Source organism: Salmonella sp. 2018103 (genome assembly GCF_026247685.1).
Classification (GTDB): domain Bacteria; phylum Pseudomonadota; class Gammaproteobacteria; order Enterobacterales; family Enterobacteriaceae; genus Salmonella; species Salmonella enterica.
In genome coordinates this window covers 2,986,772-3,006,050 of record NZ_CP111029.1, presented here as the reverse complement: position 1 = coordinate 3,006,050, position 19,279 = coordinate 2,986,772, and the positions used below count along the sequence as shown (strand labels likewise).

The 19,279-nt window shown below is 53.9% G+C and carries 19 protein-coding genes, 2 pseudogenes and 1 riboswitch; of the genes and pseudogenes, 12 read left to right on the top strand and 9 right to left on the bottom strand.

All coding sequences use genetic code 11. The features are described 5' to 3' along the window. Positions 1-73: 73 nt before the first annotated feature. A complete protein-coding gene (gene yvcK, locus OLG56_RS14650) occupies positions 74-982 on the bottom strand; it encodes a uridine diphosphate-N-acetylglucosamine-binding protein YvcK (RefSeq protein WP_001246037.1) in 909 nt (302 codons plus the stop codon). A 264-nt stretch (positions 983-1,246) separates the two neighbouring features. Beyond that, positions 1,247-1,391: riboswitch (molybdenum cofactor riboswitch) on the top strand. Between yvcK and moaA the strand changes: the two genes are divergently transcribed. From moaA to OLG56_RS14605, 9 genes and pseudogenes are all read left to right on the top strand, one after another. Further along, on the top strand, positions 1,379-2,368 hold the full coding sequence (gene moaA / locus OLG56_RS14645; RefSeq protein WP_000168180.1) for a GTP 3',8-cyclase MoaA: 990 nt from the start codon (positions 1,379-1,381) through the stop codon (positions 2,366-2,368). Its footprint overlaps the riboswitch before it by 13 nt. A gap of 21 nt (positions 2,369-2,389) precedes the next feature. After that, the gene (moaB, locus tag OLG56_RS14640; protein ID WP_000084604.1) at positions 2,390-2,902 is read left to right on the top strand and encodes a molybdenum cofactor biosynthesis protein B; all 513 of its coding nucleotides are present in this window, start codon (positions 2,390-2,392) and stop codon (positions 2,900-2,902) included. 2 nt (positions 2,903-2,904) lie between these two features. Next, a complete protein-coding gene (moaC, locus tag OLG56_RS14635) occupies positions 2,905-3,390 on the top strand; it encodes a cyclic pyranopterin monophosphate synthase MoaC (RefSeq protein WP_000080894.1) in 486 nt (161 codons plus the stop codon). Further along, positions 3,383-3,628 (top strand): molybdopterin synthase sulfur carrier subunit, encoded by a 246-nt coding sequence (moaD, locus tag OLG56_RS14630; protein WP_000598596.1) that lies wholly within the window; start codon positions 3,383-3,385, stop codon positions 3,626-3,628. Before moaC ends, moaD begins: the two co-directional genes overlap by 8 nt. A gap of 1 nt (position 3,629) precedes the next feature. After that, entirely contained in the window at positions 3,630-4,082 is a 453-nt protein-coding gene (gene moaE / locus OLG56_RS14625; RefSeq protein WP_001209384.1) for a molybdopterin synthase catalytic subunit MoaE, read from the top strand. Between the two features lie 47 nt (positions 4,083-4,129). Then, a complete protein-coding gene (locus tag OLG56_RS14620) occupies positions 4,130-4,834 on the top strand; it encodes a Bax inhibitor-1/YccA family protein (RefSeq protein WP_000373611.1) in 705 nt (234 codons plus the stop codon). 145 nt (positions 4,835-4,979) lie between these two features. After that, entirely contained in the window at positions 4,980-5,687 is a 708-nt protein-coding gene (locus OLG56_RS14615; protein WP_000529054.1) for a Bax inhibitor-1 family protein, read from the top strand. 23 nt (positions 5,688-5,710) lie between these two features. Then, positions 5,711-5,944: pseudogene (locus tag OLG56_RS14610) on the top strand (hypothetical protein); the annotation flags it as partial. Further along, a pseudogene (locus OLG56_RS14605) lies at positions 5,871-6,119 on the top strand (hypothetical protein); the annotation flags it as partial. The pseudogenes OLG56_RS14610 and OLG56_RS14605, both read left to right, overlap by 74 nt. A 2-nt stretch (positions 6,120-6,121) precedes the next feature. On the opposite strand, the gene OLG56_RS14600 reads toward OLG56_RS14605, so the two are convergent. From OLG56_RS14600 to OLG56_RS14590, 3 genes are read right to left on the bottom strand one after another with little or no spacing between them, the layout of a single operon-like run. Continuing rightward, on the bottom strand, positions 6,122-7,084 hold the full coding sequence (locus OLG56_RS14600) for a lysylphosphatidylglycerol synthase transmembrane domain-containing protein (protein ID WP_001129824.1): 963 nt from the start codon (positions 7,082-7,084) through the stop codon (positions 6,122-6,124). After that, positions 7,084-8,325, bottom strand: coding sequence for a cardiolipin synthase ClsB (clsB, locus tag OLG56_RS14595; RefSeq protein ID WP_000649639.1), 1,242 nt, complete (start codon positions 8,323-8,325; stop codon positions 7,084-7,086). The genes OLG56_RS14600 and clsB overlap by 1 nt, the downstream gene beginning before the upstream one ends. Next, positions 8,322-9,080, bottom strand: coding sequence for an endonuclease/exonuclease/phosphatase family protein (locus tag OLG56_RS14590; protein ID WP_000192039.1), 759 nt, complete (start codon positions 9,078-9,080; stop codon positions 8,322-8,324). The genes clsB and OLG56_RS14590 overlap by 4 nt, the downstream gene beginning before the upstream one ends. A gap of 132 nt (positions 9,081-9,212) precedes the next feature. On the opposite strand from OLG56_RS14590, the gene OLG56_RS14585 reads away from it, so the two are divergent. Beyond that, entirely contained in the window at positions 9,213-9,623 is a 411-nt protein-coding gene (locus OLG56_RS14585) for a YbhQ family protein (RefSeq protein ID WP_000871970.1), read from the top strand. On the opposite strand, the gene OLG56_RS14580 is transcribed toward OLG56_RS14585, so the two are convergent. From OLG56_RS14580 to cecR, 5 genes are all read right to left on the bottom strand, one after another. Then, positions 9,585-10,691, bottom strand: a complete 1,107-nt coding sequence (locus tag OLG56_RS14580) for an ABC transporter permease (protein WP_000469050.1) — start codon at positions 10,689-10,691, stop codon at positions 9,585-9,587. The genes OLG56_RS14585 and OLG56_RS14580 overlap by 39 nt on opposite strands. 115 nt (positions 10,692-10,806) lie before the next feature. Further along, positions 10,807-11,937 (bottom strand): ABC transporter permease, encoded by a 1,131-nt coding sequence (locus OLG56_RS14575; protein ID WP_000045765.1) that lies wholly within the window; start codon positions 11,935-11,937, stop codon positions 10,807-10,809. Further along, the gene (locus OLG56_RS14570) at positions 11,930-13,666 is read right to left on the bottom strand and encodes an ATP-binding cassette domain-containing protein (protein ID WP_061377658.1); all 1,737 of its coding nucleotides are present in this window, start codon (positions 13,664-13,666) and stop codon (positions 11,930-11,932) included. Before OLG56_RS14570 ends, OLG56_RS14575 begins: the two co-directional genes overlap by 8 nt. Next, on the bottom strand, positions 13,659-14,654 hold the full coding sequence (hlyD, locus tag OLG56_RS14565) for a secretion protein HlyD (protein ID WP_000743431.1): 996 nt from the start codon (positions 14,652-14,654) through the stop codon (positions 13,659-13,661). Before hlyD ends, OLG56_RS14570 begins: the two co-directional genes overlap by 8 nt. Next, positions 14,654-15,328 carry a transcriptional regulator CecR gene (cecR, locus tag OLG56_RS14560; protein ID WP_001025260.1) on the bottom strand — a complete coding sequence of 225 codons (675 nt, stop codon included), beginning with the start codon at positions 15,326-15,328 and terminating at the stop codon, positions 14,654-14,656. Before cecR ends, hlyD begins: the two co-directional genes overlap by 1 nt. A gap of 229 nt (positions 15,329-15,557) precedes the next feature. Here cecR and rhlE point away from each other — a divergent pair, with 229 nt between their 5' ends. Both rhlE and dinG read left to right on the top strand, forming a co-directional pair. Continuing rightward, positions 15,558-16,919, top strand: coding sequence for an ATP-dependent RNA helicase RhlE (gene rhlE / locus OLG56_RS14555; protein ID WP_061377659.1), 1,362 nt, complete (start codon positions 15,558-15,560; stop codon positions 16,917-16,919). Positions 16,920-17,126: 207 nt separating this feature from the next. Beyond that, the gene (gene dinG, locus OLG56_RS14550) at positions 17,127-19,271 is read left to right on the top strand and encodes an ATP-dependent DNA helicase DinG (RefSeq protein ID WP_001218630.1); all 2,145 of its coding nucleotides are present in this window, start codon (positions 17,127-17,129) and stop codon (positions 19,269-19,271) included. Positions 19,272-19,279 lie beyond the last annotated feature (8 nt).

The window sequence follows — 19,279 nt, the reverse complement described above, 5'->3', positions numbered from 1 at the left end:
AAGGGGGAGAGAGCCTGTTTACCCTTCGGTGTAAACAGGCATCTGATAAGCGCAGCGTCGTCGGTAAACGGGCTTAACCCAACGCCTGTAGCGCTTTTTCCAGCGCATTGTGTAGTAACTGACGATCGTGGCGATAGGGGATATCGCTGGCCTCCAGCACTTCCTGAATCACCAGCCGATCGTTCACCGCACTGACGTCAACTTGCGGTCCAACCACCACTGCGTCAATGACTTTTTTGCCAATATATTGCTCCATCATCGCCAGCTTATCGACCAGCGTTAAACTGGCGGCGGGCAGACTCAGTTCGCGACCCAGATTGCCGATATACACCATTGGCGCCGGGGTGCGCCGCAGCGCCTGCGCCAGTTCATCAAGCAGCAGGCAAGGCATCAGGCTGGTATAAAAACTGCCAGGGCCAATCAGAATCAGATCCGCGTCATTAATGGCCTGTACCGCTTCCCGCGTCGCCGGCACGTTCGGCGTTAACATGATCTCCTGCGGCGGCGTCGCTAACTGATCGATATTCACCTCGCCGTAAATCTCATGCCCCTGTTCGTCAATCGCCATCAGATCTACCGGTAGCTCCGACATCGGGATCAGCTGCGCGTCCACTTTAAGCAGATTACGAATTAAATTAATCGCTTCCAGAGGCCGCACGCTCAGGTGATCTAACGCCTTTAACATCAAATTTCCGAGGTTATGACCAGAAAGTTCGCCATTACCGCCAAAACGATACTCAAACATAGCGGATGCGACGCTGGGTTCGGTTATTAACTGATTCAGACAGTTGCGCATATCGCCCCAGGCGATTCCGCCTTCCGAGCGGCGAATACGGCCAGTTGACCCCCCGTTATCTGTGGTAGTCACAATGCCGGTCAGGCGCGAACCTAATGAAGAAAGCGAGGAGAGGACGCGTCCTAATCCATGCCCTCCGCCGAGGGCAACGACACGATCAAGGTCAGCCAGCGTACGATTGCGCATAAAAATTCCTGAAGTCAAATAAGCAGCGCTACAGTAGCGCAAGTCGCGGGTTTTCAGCAATTAGCCGACCGGCTAAAAGACAATTAATTATTCCCGACTACCCCTTTATAGCGAGGGCGTTACCACGGCTAAATGATATATATCAATGTAAAAGTGTGATTTTCACGTATTCTGTCGCTAAATAGCACGATTATATCGCTATGTATATGTTTATATAGCGAAAGCGTGATGGCGAAATTGTCATTTACACGCTAGTATCGGCGTAACCACAGTAAACACTCTAGCCTCTGCACCTGGGTCATTTTTGATATGGTGCTTTGGCCGTGACAACGTTTAACGTTTGCCACCAGGGCGCAGGAAGAAATGACTCCGCCTCCCGTATTTGGAAAGGTGTACATGGCTTCACAACTTACCGATGCTTTCGCGCGTAAGTTTTACTACTTGCGTTTGTCGATTACCGATGTGTGCAACTTTCGTTGCACCTACTGTCTGCCGGATGGCTACAAACCTGGCGGCGTTACTAACAACGGTTTCCTTACCGTCGATGAAATTCGTCGCGTTACGCGCGCTTTTGCCAGTCTTGGCACGGAGAAGGTGCGTCTTACCGGCGGCGAGCCTTCATTACGCCGCGATTTTACCGACATCATTGCCGCCGTAGGTGAAAATGATGCTATTCGCCAGATCGCGGTGACCACTAACGGTTATCGACTGGCGCGCGATGCCGCGAACTGGCGCGAAGCGGGGCTGACGGGCGTCAATGTTAGCGTGGATAGTCTGGATGCGCGTCAGTTCCATGCGATTACCGGTCAGGACAAATTCCGCCAGGTGATGGCGGGCATCGATGCCGCCTTTGACGCCGGTTTCGAAAAGGTGAAAGTCAACACCGTGCTGATGCGCGACGTGAATCACCATCAGTTGGATACCTTCCTTGCCTGGATTCAGCCTCGCCCCATTCAGCTACGCTTCATTGAACTTATGGAGACGGGCGAGGGGAGCGATCTCTTCCGCAAACATCATATTTCGGGTCAGGTATTACGCGACGAGCTGATTAAGCGCGGCTGGATCCACCAGCTCCGCCAGCGTAGCGATGGCCCGGCGCAGGTTTTTTGTCATCCCGATTACGCCGGTGAGATCGGTCTCATTATGCCGTACGAAAAAGATTTCTGCGCCACCTGTAACCGCCTGCGTGTTTCGTCCGTCGGTAAGCTGCATTTATGTCTGTTTGGCGACGGCGGCGTGAGTTTACGCGACCTGTTACAGGATGATGCGCAGCAATACGCGCTTGAGGAACGTATTTCCGACGCGTTGCGGGAGAAAAAGCAGACCCATTTCCTTCACCAGAGCAATACTGGTATTACGCAAAATTTATCTTACATTGGCGGTTAATCCTTAATAAGGAGATTTCAGATGAGTCAGGTCAGCGCTGAATTTATCCCGACCCGCATCGCTATTCTTACTGTTTCCAGCCGACGCGGCGAAGAAGACGACACCTCCGGTCATTATCTGCGTGATTCGGCGCAGGAGGCCGGGCATGAAGTGGTGGCGAAAGCCATCGTTAAAGAGAACCGTTACGCGATTCGCGCCCAGGTTTCCGCCTGGATCGCCAGTGATGAGGTGCAGGTCGTATTGATAACTGGTGGGACCGGTTTGACCGAAGGCGATCAGGCGCCGGAAGCGCTGTTGCCGCTGTTCGATCGTGAAGTGGAAGGATTTGGCGAAGTGTTTCGCATGCTCTCGTTTGAAGAGATCGGCACCGCAACTCTGCAGTCGCGCGCGGTAGCTGGCGTGGCGAATAACACCTTGATTTTCGCCATGCCGGGCTCCACAAAAGCGTGCAGAACCGCATGGGAGAATATCATTGCGCCGCAGTTGGATGCCCGTACACGCCCATGTAATTTTCACCCTCATTTAAAGAAATAACGATGTCGCAATTAACCCATATAAACGCCGCAGGCGAAGCGCACATGGTGGACGTTTCCGCGAAAGCGGAAACCGTTCGTGAAGCGCGTGCGGAAGCATTCGTTACCATGCGTAGTGAAACGCTGGCGATGATTGTTGATGGCAAACACCACAAGGGCGATGTTTTCGCGACCGCCCGTATTGCAGGTATTCAGGCCGCCAAACGCACCTGGGAGCTGATCCCGCTGTGCCACCCGCTACTGCTAAGTAAAGTGGAGATTCAGCTTCAGGCCGAGCCGGAGCATAACCGCGTGCGTATTGAGTCTCTGTGCCGTCTGACCGGTAAAACCGGCGTCGAAATGGAAGCATTAACCGCGGCGTCCGTCGCGGCGTTAACCATCTACGACATGTGTAAAGCGGTACAAAAAGATATGGTAATTGGTCCGGTGCGCCTGCTGGCGAAAAGCGGCGGCAAATCGGGGGATTTTAAGGTGGATGCGCATGATTAAGGTGCTTTTCTTCGCCCAGGTTCGCGAGCTTACAGGAACTGACGCGCTGGATCTTCCAGCAGATTTTTCCACCGTTGAGTCGTTGCGACAGCATCTGGCGACAAAGAGCGATCGTTGGGCGCTGGCGCTGGAAGACGGCAAGCTGTTGGCGGCGGTCAACCAGACGCTGGTAAGTTTTGACCACCCGCTGACGGCGGGCGATGAAGTGGCGTTTTTCCCGCCAGTCACGGGGGGCTAACATGCGCGAAACGCGAATTGTAGTCGGCCCTGCGCCGTTTAGCGTCGGGGAGGAATATTCCTGGCTGGCGGCGCGCGACGAAGACGGCGCGGTCGTCACCTTTACCGGAAAAGTGCGCAATCATAACCTGGGCGATAGCGTTAAGGCGCTGACGCTGGAGCATTATCCCGGCATGACTGAGAAAGCTCTGGCGGAGATCGTCGCGAAGGCGCGTTCCCGCTGGCCGCTGGGGCGGGTCACGGTGATCCATCGCGTTGGCGAATTATGGCCGGGCGATGAGATTGTGTTTGTCGGCGTCACCAGCGCGCACCGCAGTAGCGCGTTCGATGCCGGTCAGTTCATTATGGATTATCTGAAAACCCGTGCGCCGTTCTGGAAGCGTGAAGCCACGCCGGAAGGCGATCGCTGGGTCGAAGCGCGCGACAGCGACCAGCAGTTGGCGAAACGTTGGTAGCAGAATGTGATACGCTTTAGGGTATCATTTCCACACAGGAGTTCATCATGGACAGATTTCCACGATCTGATTCAATAGTGCAGGCGCGGTCCGGCCTGCAGACCTATATGGCGCAAGTGTATGGCTGGATGACGGTCGGACTGTTACTGACCGCGTTTATCGCGTGGTATGCGGCTAATACGCCAGCCGTCATGATGTTTGTCTTTTCCAGTAAGATCACCTTCTTTGGCTTAATTATTGCCCAGCTTGCGCTGGTGTTTGTTCTGTCGGGACTGGTGCATAAACTTAGCGCCGGAATGGCGACCACGCTGTTTATGCTCTATTCGGCGCTAACCGGATTGACGTTATCCAGTATTTTTATCGTTTACACCTACTCCTCTATCGCCAGCACCTTTGTGGTGACGGGGGGAATGTTTGGCGCCATGAGCCTGTACGGGTACACCACTAAGCGCGATCTTAGCGGTTTCGGCAATATGCTGTTTATGGCGCTTATTGGTATCGTTCTGGCGTCGCTGGTCAATTTCTGGTTGAAGAGTGAAGCGCTGATGTGGGCGGTAACCTATATCGGGGTGGTGGTGTTTGTCGGTCTGACCGCCTATGACACGCAGAAACTGAAAAATATCGGCGAGCAAATAGATACCCGCGATAGCGCTAATCTGCGTAAATATTCGATTCTCGGCGCGTTAACGCTGTACCTGGACTTTATCAACCTGTTCCTGATGTTACTGCGTATTTTTGGTAATCGCCGCTAATTATCGCGATCTCTTAAAATCCTGGCCCTGCGCCAGGATTTTTTTAGGACTATATTTAGGGCGAAACAGCATAAATATCTTAGAAATGTTTTCCTGCGCTTGCCATTCTTATCACCGTGATCATGTGAAGAGTGATAAATGACAAGTGGGACCTCTGGCTGCAATACGTATACGACAAATAGCATTTATTCCCGCGACAATGTTATCCCTTACCTATTGGTATACTGCGTTGGGACTATGGTGTACCGCCGGCATTATATGGTTAACGTTGTATACTCATTTTTTGATAACTCACGTTCAACCTGTTGTTGTTTTGTGGATATCAGCACTTTTGCTTGGCCTGGGGTATGGGGCCATTACCTGTCTTTCCCGCTTTGGCACTGTTGTCGCAACGTTGATATATATTGCCATCATTACGCTTACCGGCGTGTCATTAGCTTACCTTTTCTCAGGTGGCGCGACCATTTTCGTGATTGGTGGAATCATGTTTAGTCTTAATGCCTTATTTATTTTCTACCTGAATATCAGTTCTGGTCTATTCAGACCGTTAATTTTTATGGCGGTAAGCGGGATCATCGCTGCGATAGTTGTCAATAGCCTGGTGGCCAGTAGCACTCTGGTCTGGATAGTCAGTGTGCTGACGGTATTGGTGTGGACATTGATTACAGCGCTAGAAAAATCCACGCTTCACGGTTATGCCCGCATGTTATACCACGGCGAGTTTTCATCGCTGCCTCGTTGCGCTTTATTTGGCGCGCTGACGCTTTACCTTGGCATTATTAATGCTGTGGTTACGCTGTGTCGTTATATCATTTTGATGATTCTGGAAATACTATTATCTTTCAGGCCGTAGGCGTTGCAGGTTTTTTATTCAGGTTGGTGATGATGGGTATAATGAGTAAATTATGTGGCAAACAATTTTGGTTAGCGTTTTGTGAAGCTAAAGACGTCACTCGCGCCATTAAAAATGGCGGCGAGGATTTTAATAAGAAATGCCCACCAGCGCTAATTTCTCATTTCATTACCGGATTGTCATGGGAATATGAACGGGGTCATTATTTACCGGTATGCGCTATTGCTGGCCATTATTTCCGTTACGTTGGCAACGTTCTGTACCCTGTCATCAGTATTCATGGGCGAGTTTCACGAAGTGCTCCTGCTGCTGTTTAGCTGGTCATTGCTGCTTTTTTCCCGCTTACAGATGAATACGTCTTTTTTCTCAGCATATGTTTATTTTTACCGGATAAAACGCGTTGTGCTGGAAAGCGAAAACGCGTCTGCTTAGATTTATTTCGCCATCGCCCGCTCGTTTTTCGCCCGCAGCTTCTTCGCCCGGCTTTCCAGGATCAGGTAGCACACCAGCGCCAGCAACAGGGGAATAAAATAGTAAAGCACGCGGTACGCGAGCAGGGCGGCGATAATCGTGCCTTGCGACGTATGTTCGCCCGCCAGCAACGCGAGGAATACGGCCTCCAGCACGCCGATGCCTGCCGGAATATGCACGATGACGCCCGCGATACTGCTCACCAGCAGTACGCCCAGCACAAAGAAATAGTTCACATCCTGACCCATCAGCAGCCAGATGATGGCGCCCATCGCCATCCAGTTCGCGCTGGAGATCGCCATCTGCGCCAGCGCGAATTTCCATGACGGCAGCACCAGTTTCTGCCCTTTAATCGTCATATGCCGCCGCTTTGCAAAGGCGCAAAACCACAGATAGACCGCGATAATCAACAATAAAACGATACCGAGAATACGTAGCGTGCCTTCATCGATATACCAGTGGTCGGGAAGCTGGACAACGCCGAAGGTAAAAATGATGCCGCCCAGCAGAATATAGCCCAGCCAGTTAGTGGTAATGCTGAGCGAGAAAATGCGCGTGATAGTACTGCCGGGCAACCCGAGGCGAGAGTATAGTCGGTAACGCATCCCGATCCCGCCGACCCAGGTGCTGAGCGTCAGGTTAAAGGCATAGCAGACGAACGATACCAACATCACCTGTCGCTTCGCCAGTTTATGGCCGCAATAAAGCCGTCCAAGCAGGTCGTAGCAGCCGTACAGAAGATAGCTAACGATCACCAGTCCTACAGCGCTTAAAAGCGCCGTGCGGTTATAGTCGCGGATGACGGTCCAGACATCACCCCAGTCGACCTTTTTAGCATAAACCACCAGCAGAACGACGACCGCAATAAAAAACAGCCAGGTCAGCACTTTTTTAGCCAGCCGCCAGCGCGGATGCGATTTAGCCATTAGGGCTTCACTCCTGTATTTTCTGGATCAACGCGATCCTGGGTTTCCATTTCTGGCTGGGCAGGCGGGGGAACCTGCGCCAGATGCGGGGTATGCGCAGGTAGCCAGCCGACCAGCGCCGGGAAATGACGTAAAAAGTGGAACGCCAGCACGCTTTTGGTCAGGTTCCACCAGGTGCGTTTCGGCAGCATAGACTCATCGACCTGCTTACAATCGTTCACGATGATGCCTTGTAAATTATCGCGCAGGGTCTGGTTAAAGGTACGATCGTGAATGATCAGGTTAGCTTCAAGGTTAAGCGACAGGCTGAGCGGATCGAGATTACTCGACCCTACCGTGGCCCAGTGATCGTCCATCAGCGCCACTTTGCCATGCAGCGGACGGCGTCGGTATTCATAAACCTGCACGCCGCCCTTCACCAGATAGTTATAGAGCAACCGCGCGCCGACTTTGACTATCGGCATGTCTGGTTCCCCCTGGACAATCAGTTTTACGCTCACGCCACGGCGGGCGGCTTTACGCATTGCGTGGAGCAAGCGATAGCCGGGGAAAAAATAGGCGTTAGCGATAATCACTTCACGCTTTGCCTGGGTCAGCATTTTCAGATAATGACGTTCGATATCGTCACGGTGCTCTTCGTTATCCCGCCAGACAAACAGCGCCTGCGCTTCGCCGGGGTGACGGTTTTCTTCAGCCTGGTGATGGCGCTTCCACCAGCGGCGCGCGGGGCTTTGCCCCGGCAGATTCTCGACTTCGAATTGCAGGATATCGGCCACAACAGGCCCTTCGACCCGTACCGCGTAGTCTTGTTTCGCCTGCGGGCCGTAATCCGACATATGTTCGGCGGAGTAGTTAATGCCGCCGACAAAAGCAATACGATCATCAATCACCACAATTTTGCGGTGCATTCGGCGGAAGATATTGGTTCGCAACCCCAGTAGACGCGGGCGGGGGTCGTAATAGCGAAAAATCACGCCCGCCGAGGTTAATTCGCCGACAAACGCGTCGCTGAGATCGGGAGAGCCGTAGCCGTCGAGTAATACTTCGGCTTTTACGCCGCGCTGTGCGGCTTTTAGCAGAGCGGCATGGAGTTTTTTACCCACCTCATCTTCAAACAAGATAAAGGTTTCCAGAATGATTTTTTGCTGTGCCTGAGCGATAGCCTCAAACACGGCAGGATAGAACTGGTCGCCGTTTTCCAGTAGCTGAATTTGATTACCTTCACGCCAGCCGCATTTCATAGATGGATCTCCGCGCTAAGGGGGGCATGGTCTGATAAATGTCGCCAGTTCCGCAGCGGTAGCGCCGTAGGAGAACTGGCGTTCGCATTCTTGACGTAAATACGATCGAGTCGCAGCAGCGGCATACTCACCGGGAATGTGCGCGCCGGTCGGCCATGGGCACGGGTGAATATCTCCTCCAACCCGGCCGCGTTTAACGGCGGGCCGGCCTTTTGCCGCCAGTCATTAAAGTCTCCGGCCACCAGAACCGGTTCTGATTCCGGCAAGGCATTCACCCATCCCGCCAGCATGGTTAGCTGTGCCTGGCGGTGACTCTCCCGCAGGCCGAGATGTACGCACATGACGTGGATAGGGCGGTTGAGCATGGGCGGCGTAATGCGGCAATAGAGCACGCCGCGTTTTTCGCTACCGCCGACCGAGACGTCGCGATTTTCATAATGTTCAATGGGATAGCGAGAAAGAACCGCGTTACCGTGATGGCCTTCCGGATAGACCGCATTGCGGCCATAGGCGAAATCACTCCACATGGTGTCGGCCAAAAATTCATAGTGGGTAGTGTCCGGCCAGTTTTCGATATGCAGCGGATGTACTTCATGCGCGCCCATCACTTCTTGCAGACAGACGATATCGGCGCCGACCGTTCTGACGGCGTCGCGCAGCTCCGGCAGGATGAAGCGTTTATTAAAGGCGGTAAAACCTTTGTGCGTATTAATTGTGAGCACTTTGAATGAAAAATTTCGCGTGTGTTGAGTCATTTTCTTCCTGTCCGCGTCACTATCCTGATTGAAATAGTGTAGTCGTCGTCACAAAAAGATGCGGTCTTACGGAATTTTCCGTAAAGTTCGGTACTCTGAATAATGAGAGAAAAATGCTTCAGGAGAAAAGCCATGAAGTGGCAACAACGCGTTCGTGTCGCAACCGGCCTCGGTTGTTGGCAGATTATGTTGCATTTACTGGTAGTGGCGATGCTGGTAATAGGCTGGATGAGCGGCACATTAGTGCGCGTCGGCCTGGGATTATGCGTGCTTTATGGCGTGACGGTACTGCTGATGCTGGCGTTGCAGCGCCATCATGAGCAACGCTGGCGCGATGTGGCGGATGTGTTGGAAGAGCTGACTACCACCTGGTACTTCGGCACCGCGCTGATTGTCCTCTGGCTGCTATCCCGCGTATTGCAAAACAATGTCTTACTGGCTCTGGCGGGGCTGGCTATCCTGGCCGGGCCCGCCGTAGTCTCGCTACTGGCGAAAGATAAAAAGCTACATCACTTTGCGTCTAAACATCGCATACGCCGCTGAACCCGTGGTGGCCGCTATCACCAGTAGCGGCCACAAACTTCCCCAGACAATCCCCAGACTCGCATCCTTAAGATAAATTTGCTTGGTAATATCAGTAAAGTGGCGGATAGGGTTTATCCACGTCAGGTTTTGCAGCCAGACCGGCATATTTTCCACTGGCGAGACATACCCCGAGAGCAAAATCGCTGGCATCATAAAGACAAAGACGCCGATAAACGCCTGCTGTTGCGTGGCGCAAAGCGATGATATCAGCAAGCCAAAGCCTACCAGCGACAGCCCGTAAATCACCATCGTGAAATAAAACAGCGCTAACGAACCGGCGAAGGGAATTTGGTATGCCCAAATGCCGATAGCCAGCACGATCGTGGCCTGGAAGGTCGCGACAATCAGCGCCGGCACCGCTTTACCAACGAAAATCTGCCAGGTGGTGAGCGGAGAGACCAGCAGCTGATCCAGAGTGCCTTGTTCACGCTCGCGGGCGACGGACAGCGAAGTGACGATCATCACGCCAATAGTGGTGATCATGGCGATCAGCGAGGGCACCACAAACCACTTGTAGTCCAGATTCGGGTTATACCAGTTGCGTACCACCAGTTCGCTATTGTTGGGCTTTGGCTTGCCGTCCATCAATGTCTGCTGATACTCCTTGACGATCTGTTGCAGATAATTGGCGGCGATTTGCGCGCTGTTGGAGTTACGTCCATCAAGAATGAGTTGCATCGGCGCAGGCTGGAAGGTATCCAGATTCCGCGAGAAATCCGCCGGGAAGCGTACCAGCAGCAGCGCTTTTTGCGTATCGATAGTCGGCTGGATCTCCTGCGGACTGTTCAGCAATAGCACATGGGTAAACGCTTTCGCGCGGGCAAAGCGCTGGGTAAGTTCTACCGAATGTTTGCCGTTATCTTCGTTATAGATGGCGATAGTCGCGTTAGTGACTTCAAGTGTCGCGGCGAACGGAAACAGGATGACCTGAATCAGCACAGGCAGAATCAGGATCGCGCGCGTTTGCGGTTCGCGTAAAAGCGATTGCAGTTCTTTGCGAATTAATGTCCATAAGCGATGAAACATGTCCGTCCTCTCGGTCCAGTTTGTAGGCCTGATAAGCAAAGCGCATCAGGCATAATGCCGGATGGCGGCGTGAACGCCTTATCCGGCCTACGACGACAATTATCCATACACATATTTAATCCAGCCGTCGTTTGGTTTTTAGCCACGTCAGGCCAATAAACATCACCGCCGAGGCGATTAAAAACAGTACGTTAACGCCTAACACGACCGGAATATTGCCGGCCAGAAACAGACTTTGCAGGGTGCTGACAAAATAGCGCGCCGGAATAATATAGGTCACCGCGCGGATCACCGCAGGCATACTGTCTATCTGGAAGATAAATCCGGACAGCATAATCGAGGGTAAAAAGGCGGCGTTCAGCGCCACCTGCGCGGCGTTAAACTGGTTGCGAGTGATGGTGGAAATCAACAGCCCCATCCCCAGCGTACTCAGTAAAAACAGACTGGTGATAATAAACAGAATCACCAGCGAACCGCGATACGGCACGCCGAGAATAAACACCGATACCAGCATACAGAGCAGCATCGCCAGCATACCGAGAAAATAATAGGGAATAAGCTTACACAGCAGCAGTTCAACACGCGTCACTTCGGTTGAGAGCAGCGCCTCCATCGTGCCGCGCTCCCATTCGCGGGCAACGACCAGCGAGGTGAGGATTGCGCCAATTACCGTCATGATAATGGTCACCGCCCCGGGAATAATAAAATGCTGACTGATCGCCGCCGGGTTAAACCAGTAGCGCGTCTGGACGTCGATGAGCGGTTCAAAGGTGTCGCCGCGATCTTCCGCCCGCTGCTGTTGCCAGATTTGCCAGATGCCTTCAACATAACCCTGAACGAAGTTGGCGGTGTTTGGCTCGCTGCCGTCGGTAATCACCTGAATCGGCGCGCTGTCACCGTCGCGCGCCATTTGCTGCGCGAAATCCACCGGAATCACCACCAGTCCGCGAATGCGTCCGGCCTGCATTTTTTCAATTAATTCATGACGATTATCGCTAATGGTCGCGTCGATATAGGGTGAACCGGTCATCGCATGAGTGAAATCCAGCGCCTCCTGGCTTTGCTGTTCAAGCAGAATCCCCACGCGCAGCTTGCTGGAGTCAAGGTTAATGCCGTAACCAAAAATAAACAGCAACAGCAGCGGGATCACCACCGCAATCAGCCAGCTACTGGGATCGCGCACGATCTGGCGCGTCTCTTTGACGCACAACGCACGCACGCGGCGCCAGGAGAGAGACTTACTCATGCGTATGCTCCTTATCCCAGTCATTGATGAGAGTGATAAAGGCCTGCTCCATCGTCGGATCGGCCTGTTGCTCATCGGCGGCCTGCGCTTTGAGATCGTCCGGCGTACCGCTGGCGATAAGCTTCCCGCGATAAACCAGTCCGATGCGATCGCAATATTCCGCCTCATCCATAAAGTGGGTCGTCACCATTACCGTGACCCCTTTTTCCACCATGCTATTAATATGCAGCCAAAATTCACGGCGGGTGAGGGGATCAACCCCGGACGTTGGTTCATCAAGGAATAAAATATCCGGTTCGTGCATCAGCGAGCAGGCCAGCGCCAGTCGCTGTTTAAAGCCCAGCGGTAGCGCATCGGTGGGATGCGACGCGATGCTTTTCAGACCAAACGCTTCACTCATGCGCTGAATTTTTTCATTTTGCGCGCGGCCCCGCAAACCGTAGACGCCGGAGAAAAAACGCAGGTTCTGCTCAACCGTCAGGTTGCCGTAAAGCGAAAATTTTTGCGCCATATAGCCCAGATGCTGACGGGCTTTGCCGGAGCTGACTTTCAGGTCCATATCCAGCACCAGCGCCTTGCCGGACGTCGGCACCAGCAGGCCGCACATCATTTTAAAGGTGGTTGATTTACCCGCGCCGTTCGGGCCGAGCAGGCCAAAAATCTCGCCGCGCTGTACGACGAAATTAACATGGTCCGTGGCCGCGAAATCGCCAAATTTTTTCGTCAGTTCCTGCGCTTCAATCACCGTTTCGCCGGCAGTGCCTTCAACCGTATGCAGGATTGAACCCAGCGGAGACTCCGAGGTTCCCGCTCCGCCAAGCAGATCGATAAACGCATCTTCGAAGCGCGGCGCGGTCTCATTGAGGGTGATTTCCGGCATTCCTTCGGCCTGACGAATATCTGCTGCGGTCGCCTCTTTTTTCAGGATCAGGCGTACCGAACGCCCCTGAATCATGCCGTCGCCCACCTGCGGCAGTCTGAGCGCTCTCTGTAGTAACTTACGGTTGTTTTCCTGTGGACTGCTTATCAGAAAGCTACGACCGGCCATCGTTTGCGTCAGCGCTTTAGGTTCGCCCTGATAGAGCAGCTCGCCTTCATTCATCAGCAGTACATCGCGACACTGTTCGGCTTCATCCAGATAGGAGGTGCTCCATAAAATCAGCATCCCGTCGCCCGCCAGTTCGTGGACCATTTGCCACAACTCGCGCCGTGAAATCGGGTCAACGCCAACGCCCGGTTCATCCAACAGCAGCACTTTCGGTTCGCCGACCAGCGTACAGGCCAGCCCCAGTTTTTGCTTCATCCCGCCGGACAATTTCCCCGCCAGACGGCCAGTGAAAGGGCCGAGGGCGGTAAACTCCAACAAACGGGCAAAAGTCTTTTCCCGTATCTCGCCGGTAACGCTGCGTAAATCGGCATAGAGATTAAGGTTCTCCATGACGGTAAGATCTTCATACAGACCGAATTTCTGCGGCATATAGCCCAGAACCGCGTGCAGCTCGCTGTCGTTTTGTATCGGGTCGAAGCCTAATACGGACGCGTTGCCGCCATCGGCTTTGAGCAGGCCCGCCAGCATACGCATCAGCGTGGTTTTTCCTGCGCCGTCCGGCCCTACCAGCCCGGTGACATAACCGGAATGAATGGTACAGTCGAGCGGCGCGACGGCGGGTTTATCCATTCCCGCAAAGCGCTTCGTCAGACCGTGCAGCGTAATAACGGCCTCACTCATGCCGTGCCTCGTCATTAAATTTCACCGTGACTGGCATCCCCTGGCGTAACGCATCGTCCGCATCGGTGACGATAATGCGCAGGCGATAGACAAGATCGGTACGCAGATCCGGCGTTTCGACGGTTTTCGGCGTAAATTCCGCGGTGGGCGAAACGAAACCAATCTTGCCGTGGTAAGGTTTGTCAGGACGACCGTCGGTATACAACAGAATGTCGCGCCCCGGTTGCGTCTGACTGAGGTTGCGTTCATCGACATAGGCGCGCACCCAGACGGGGCGGGTCAGCGAGAGCGTTAATACCGTGCTGCCGGCGTTCAGCATACTGCCAGGCTCGACCGCGCGGGTGAGCAAGGTTCCGTTGGCAGGCGCGATAAGCGTGGTGTCCTGCAAATCAAGCTGCGCCTGCGCCAGTTGGGCCTTTGCCTGTTCCAGGCTGGCTTTCGCCTGGGCGATATCCTGTTCACGATTACCGGTACGGTACTGGCTCAGTTTATCCTGCGCGGACTTCAGCGTTGCCTGCGCCTGATCGCGCGATGAGCGGGCGTTTTCCAGATCGTTAGCGGAAATGGTGCGGCTTTTCCACAATCCTTGCTGACGGTTATAAAAGTTTTGCGCGTAGTCATAAGCGGCTTGTGCCTGTCTGACGGCGGCGGCGGCCTGGGCTATCTCTTCATCGCGATAGCCTGCCAGCATCAAATCATATTGCGCCTGCGCGACCGACACGCCAGCTTTCGCCTGCATCAGCGCGTTTTCGTATGGCGCGTGATCCAATTCGCCGAGCACCTGTCCGGCTTTGATGGCATCGCCTTCATCAACATTCAGCGACGCCAGCCTGCCGCCGACGCGAAAGCTGATATTGACGGTACGGATATCGACATTACCGTATAGCGTCAGCCCATCGTCCTGCCGACTTTGATACCACCAGGTTCCACCGGCAATCACAGCGACGATCGCTGCGATTGCCAGTCCGATAACGACAGGTTTTTTCATCAGTCCAGACTCCTTTGCGTTAAACCGTGCAGAATAAGATCGATGTGGCAGGTTACCGTCTGGTAAATCAGCTCCGCTTTTTCTTCATCAAACTGCGGCCAGCCGGTACGTAACAGAATAGTTTCTTTGCCGAGACGGAACGCCAGCACTTCGCCCAGTAAGGCATGGGTATGCAAAATCATGCGCGTATCATTGGCGTCGCAGCCGGTATAAGCAGCAACCAATCTTGTCAGATGGGTGTGCAACGGATCGATAACCTGTTCATGAACCAATTGATAGGCCGACGTGGGAGAGAGCTGCTCGCGTGAAATGAATTTGCTCAGGTTAACGGTGTCTTCCTGCGTCAGCAGCATAATCATGTTCTTGCAGGCGAGCAGAATAAGCTCGCGTATGGCGTCCCGGTCAGGGACAGGCTGGCTAAACAGACGTTCCGCTTTTTCAGCATGGGGGCGAAATTTTTCGCCAAGAAAATCGGCAATCCACTGGGCGCAGGCGAGGTATAAATCCTCTTTTGAGCCGAAATAGTAAGTAATAGCGGCAATATTTTGCCCCGCCAGCGCGGCGATATCGCGCGTGGTGGCATGGAGGCCATACTCGCCAAACTGCGCCAGCGCGGCGGCAATGAGCTGACTTTTCGCCTGCTCGCCCTTGGTGGTCGTGGTGGGAATATTCATCACACGCCCTAATTTTTAATCAATCGATTGATTAAGATTATGACTCATAATGGCACTTGTCCAGTGTGGTCGATTAATTTGTCTTTGCCACCTTCCGGGATAATTTATGCGCCGCATCACAAAAACTGCTACACTCCGCCCCTTCATGACATTGTGGTTTTTGTCATTCCAAATTTGAGCATCTCCCTGAAAACTACACCGGCAACGGTCGGGGCGGTCCGGAGTAGTTATGTCTTTTGATTCCCTGGGATTAAACCCTGATATCCTGCGCGCCATTGCCGAGCAGGGTTACCGTGAACCTACCCCTATTCAGCAACAGGCGATTCCCGCCGTGCTGGAAGGCCGCGATCTGATGGCCAGCGCCCAGACCGGAACCGGTAAAACGGCGGGTTTTACCCTGCCATTGTTGCAGCATCTGATTACCCATCAGCCGCATGCTAAAGGTCGTCGCCCGGTGCGTGCGTTGATCCTCACGCCAACCCGCGAGCTGGCGGCGCAAATTGGCGAAAACGTCAGAGATTACAGTAAATATCTCAACATTCGCTCGCTGGTGGTATTTGGCGGCGTAAGCATCAATCCGCAGATGATGAAACTGCGCGGCGGCGTGGATGTGCTGGTGGCGACGCCGGGACGTCTGCTCGACCTGGAACATCAAAATGCCGTGAAGCTGGATCAGATTGAGATTCTGGTACTGGATGAAGCCGACCGTATGCTGGATATGGGCTTCATTCACGACATTCGTCGCGTGCTGGCGAAACTGCCGGCGAAGCGTCAGAATCTGCTGTTCTCCGCCACGTTCTCCGACGACATCAAAGCGCTTGCCGAAAAGCTGTTGCGCAACCCGCTGGAAATCGAAGTGGCGCGCCGCAACACGGCCTCAGAGCAGGTAACGCAGCACGTGCACTTTGTCGATAAAAAACGTAAGCGCGAACTGCTGTCACAAATGATTGGCCAGGGCAACTGGCAGCAGGTGTTGGTCTTCACCCGCACCAAGCATGGCGCGAACCATTTGGCGGAACAGCTTAACAAAGACGGTATTCGCAGCGCGGCGATCCACGGTAATAAATCGCAGGGCGCACGTACCCGCGCGCTGGCCGATTTTAAATCCGGCGATATTCGCGTGCTGGTGGCGACGGATATTGCGGCGCGTGGTCTGGATATTGAAGAGCTGCCGCACGTGGTCAACTATGAGCTGCCGAACGTGCCGGAAGATTATGTACACCGTATTGGCCGTACCGGTCGCGCGGCGGCAACTGGCGAGGCGCTGTCGCTGGTCTGTGTTGACGAGCATAAACTGTTGCGTGATATCGAAAAATTGCTGAAAAAAGAGATCCCACGCATTACGACGCCGGGCTATGAGCCGGACCCGTCGATTAAAGCGGAGCCGATTCAGAATGGCCGTCAGCAGCGCGGCGGCGGCGGTCGTGGTCGCGGACAAAATCAGGGGGGAGCGGGGCGCAGTCAGCAGCCGCGACGTCAGGATAGCGGGGCGGCGAAGGCGAAACCAAAACCGCGCACAGGCGAGGGGAAACCCGCTGGCGACAAAGCACATCCGCCGCGTCGCCCGCGCAGAATCACGCCTGCCCAGTAAATTTTATCCGGCAACATGCCCGGTAGCGCGACGCTTACCGGGCCTACGGACTATGCAAATACGTAGGCCGGATAAGGTGCTTGCACCGCCATCCGGCAAAATACACATCGCGTTGCGAGCCGCCTTCCAGAACCGGTAAAAAAGGTACTTCCCGCCCCTGAAATGTGACACAATAGTGGCTGTTTATACAGTACTTCAGGTTTTCTCATGGCATTGACCGCTGCGCTGAAAGCGCAAATCGCCGCCTGGTATAAGGCGCTTCAGGACCAGATTCCCGACTTTATTCCCCGTGCGCCGCAGCGGCAGATGATTGCTGACGTCGCCAGAACGCTGGCCGGGGAAGAAGGGAGACATCTGGCTATTGAAGCGCCGACCGGCGTCGGGAAAACCCTCTCCTATCTTATTCCCGGTATTGCCATTGCCCGGGAAGAGCAAAAAACACTGGTGGTCAGTACCGCTAACGTGGCGTTACAGGATCAGATCTTTAGCAAAGATTTGCCGCTGCTACGAAAAATCATCCCCGATCTGCGTTTTACCGCCGCCTTTGGCCGCGGGCGCTACGTGTGTCCGCGAAACCTGGCGGCGCTCGCCAGTAGCGAGCCTACGCAGCAGGATCTGCTCGCCTTTCTTGATGACGAACTGACGCCTAACAACCAGGAAGAGCAAAAGCGCTGCGCCAGGCTGAAAGGGGATCTTGACGGTTACAAATGGGATGGTCTGCGGGATCACACCGACATTGCTATTGACGACGATCTGTGGCGGCGATTAAGTACCGATAAAGCCAGTTGTCTGAACCGCAACTGTCACTATTACCGCGAATGTCCATTCTTTGTCGCCCGACGTGAAATACAGGAAGCGGAAGTCGTGGTGGCGAATCACGCGCTGGTAATGGCGGCGATGGAAAGTGAAGCCGTACTGCCGGAACCAAAGCATCTGCTGTTGGTACTGGATGAAGGTCATCATCTGCCCGATGTCGCTCGCGATGCGCTGGAGATGAGCGCGGAAATTACCGCCTCCTGGTATCGCTTGCAACTGGATCTGTTCAGCAAACTGGTGGCGACCTGCATGGAGCAATTTCGCCCTAAAACCACGCCGCCGTTAGCGAATCCTGAGCGACTTAACGCCCATTGCGAGGAGGTATACGAACTGATCGCCTCGCTCAATGCCATTCTTAATCTGTATATGCCCGCAGCGCAGGAGGCGGAGCACCGTTTTGCAATGGGCGAGTTGCCTGATGAGGTCATGGAAATCTGTCAGCGACTGGCGAAGCTGACCGAGACGCTGCGTGGGCTGGCGGAATCCTTTCTCAACGATCTCAGCGAAAAAACCGGGTCGCACGATATTGTGCGTTTGCATCGGGTGATTTTACAGATGAACCGGGCGCTGGGAATGTTCGAGGCGCAAAGTAAATTATGGCGACTGGCTTCGATGGCGCAGTCTTCAGGCGCGCCGGTGTCCAAATGGGCGACGCGTGAAATACGCGAAGGGCAACTCCACGTCTGGTTCCATTGTGTCGGTATCCGCGTCAGCGATCAGCTGGAAAGATTGTTATGGCGCAGCGTACCGCACATTATTGTCACCTCGGCGACACTGCGCTCGCTCAATAGCTTTTCGCGCCTGCAGGAAATGAGCGGCTTAAAAGAAAAAGCCGGCGATCGCTTTGTGGCGCTGGATTCGCCGTTTAATCATGTGGAACAGGGGAAACTGGTGATTCCTCAAATGCGCTACGAACCCACCATTGATAACGAAGAGCAGCATATTGCCGAAATGGCGGCCTATTTTCGTGAGCAACTGGAGAGCAAAAAACATCATGGTATGCTGGTACTGTTCGCCAGCGGGCGGGCGATGCAGCGTTTTCTGGAGCATGTCGCTGATGTGCGCTTACTCCTCCTGGTCCAGGGCGACCAGCCGCGTTACCGGCTGGTGGAGCTGCACCGTAAACGGGTGGAGAGCGGCGAACGCAGCGTGCTGGTTGGGCTTCAGTCTTTTGCCGAAGGGCTGGATCTTAAAGGCGAGCTGCTGACGCAGGTCCATATCCATAAAATTGCCTTCCCGCCGATCGACAGCCCGGTCGTGATCACCGAAGGCGAATGGCTAAAAAGCCTGAATCGTTATCCGTTTGAGGTACAAAGCTTACCAAGCGCGTCTTTTAATTTAATTCAGCAGGTAGGGCGATTGATCCGTAGCCATGCCTGTCGGGGAGAAGTGGTCATTTATGATAAGCGGTTGTTGACCAAAAACTACGGACAGCGTTTACTGAATGCCTTACCTGTTTTTCCGATAGAGCAGCCTGCCGTGCCAGACGTTATAGTAAAACCAAAAGCAAAACCTGCACGCCGCCGACGGCGTTAATGCTGTGA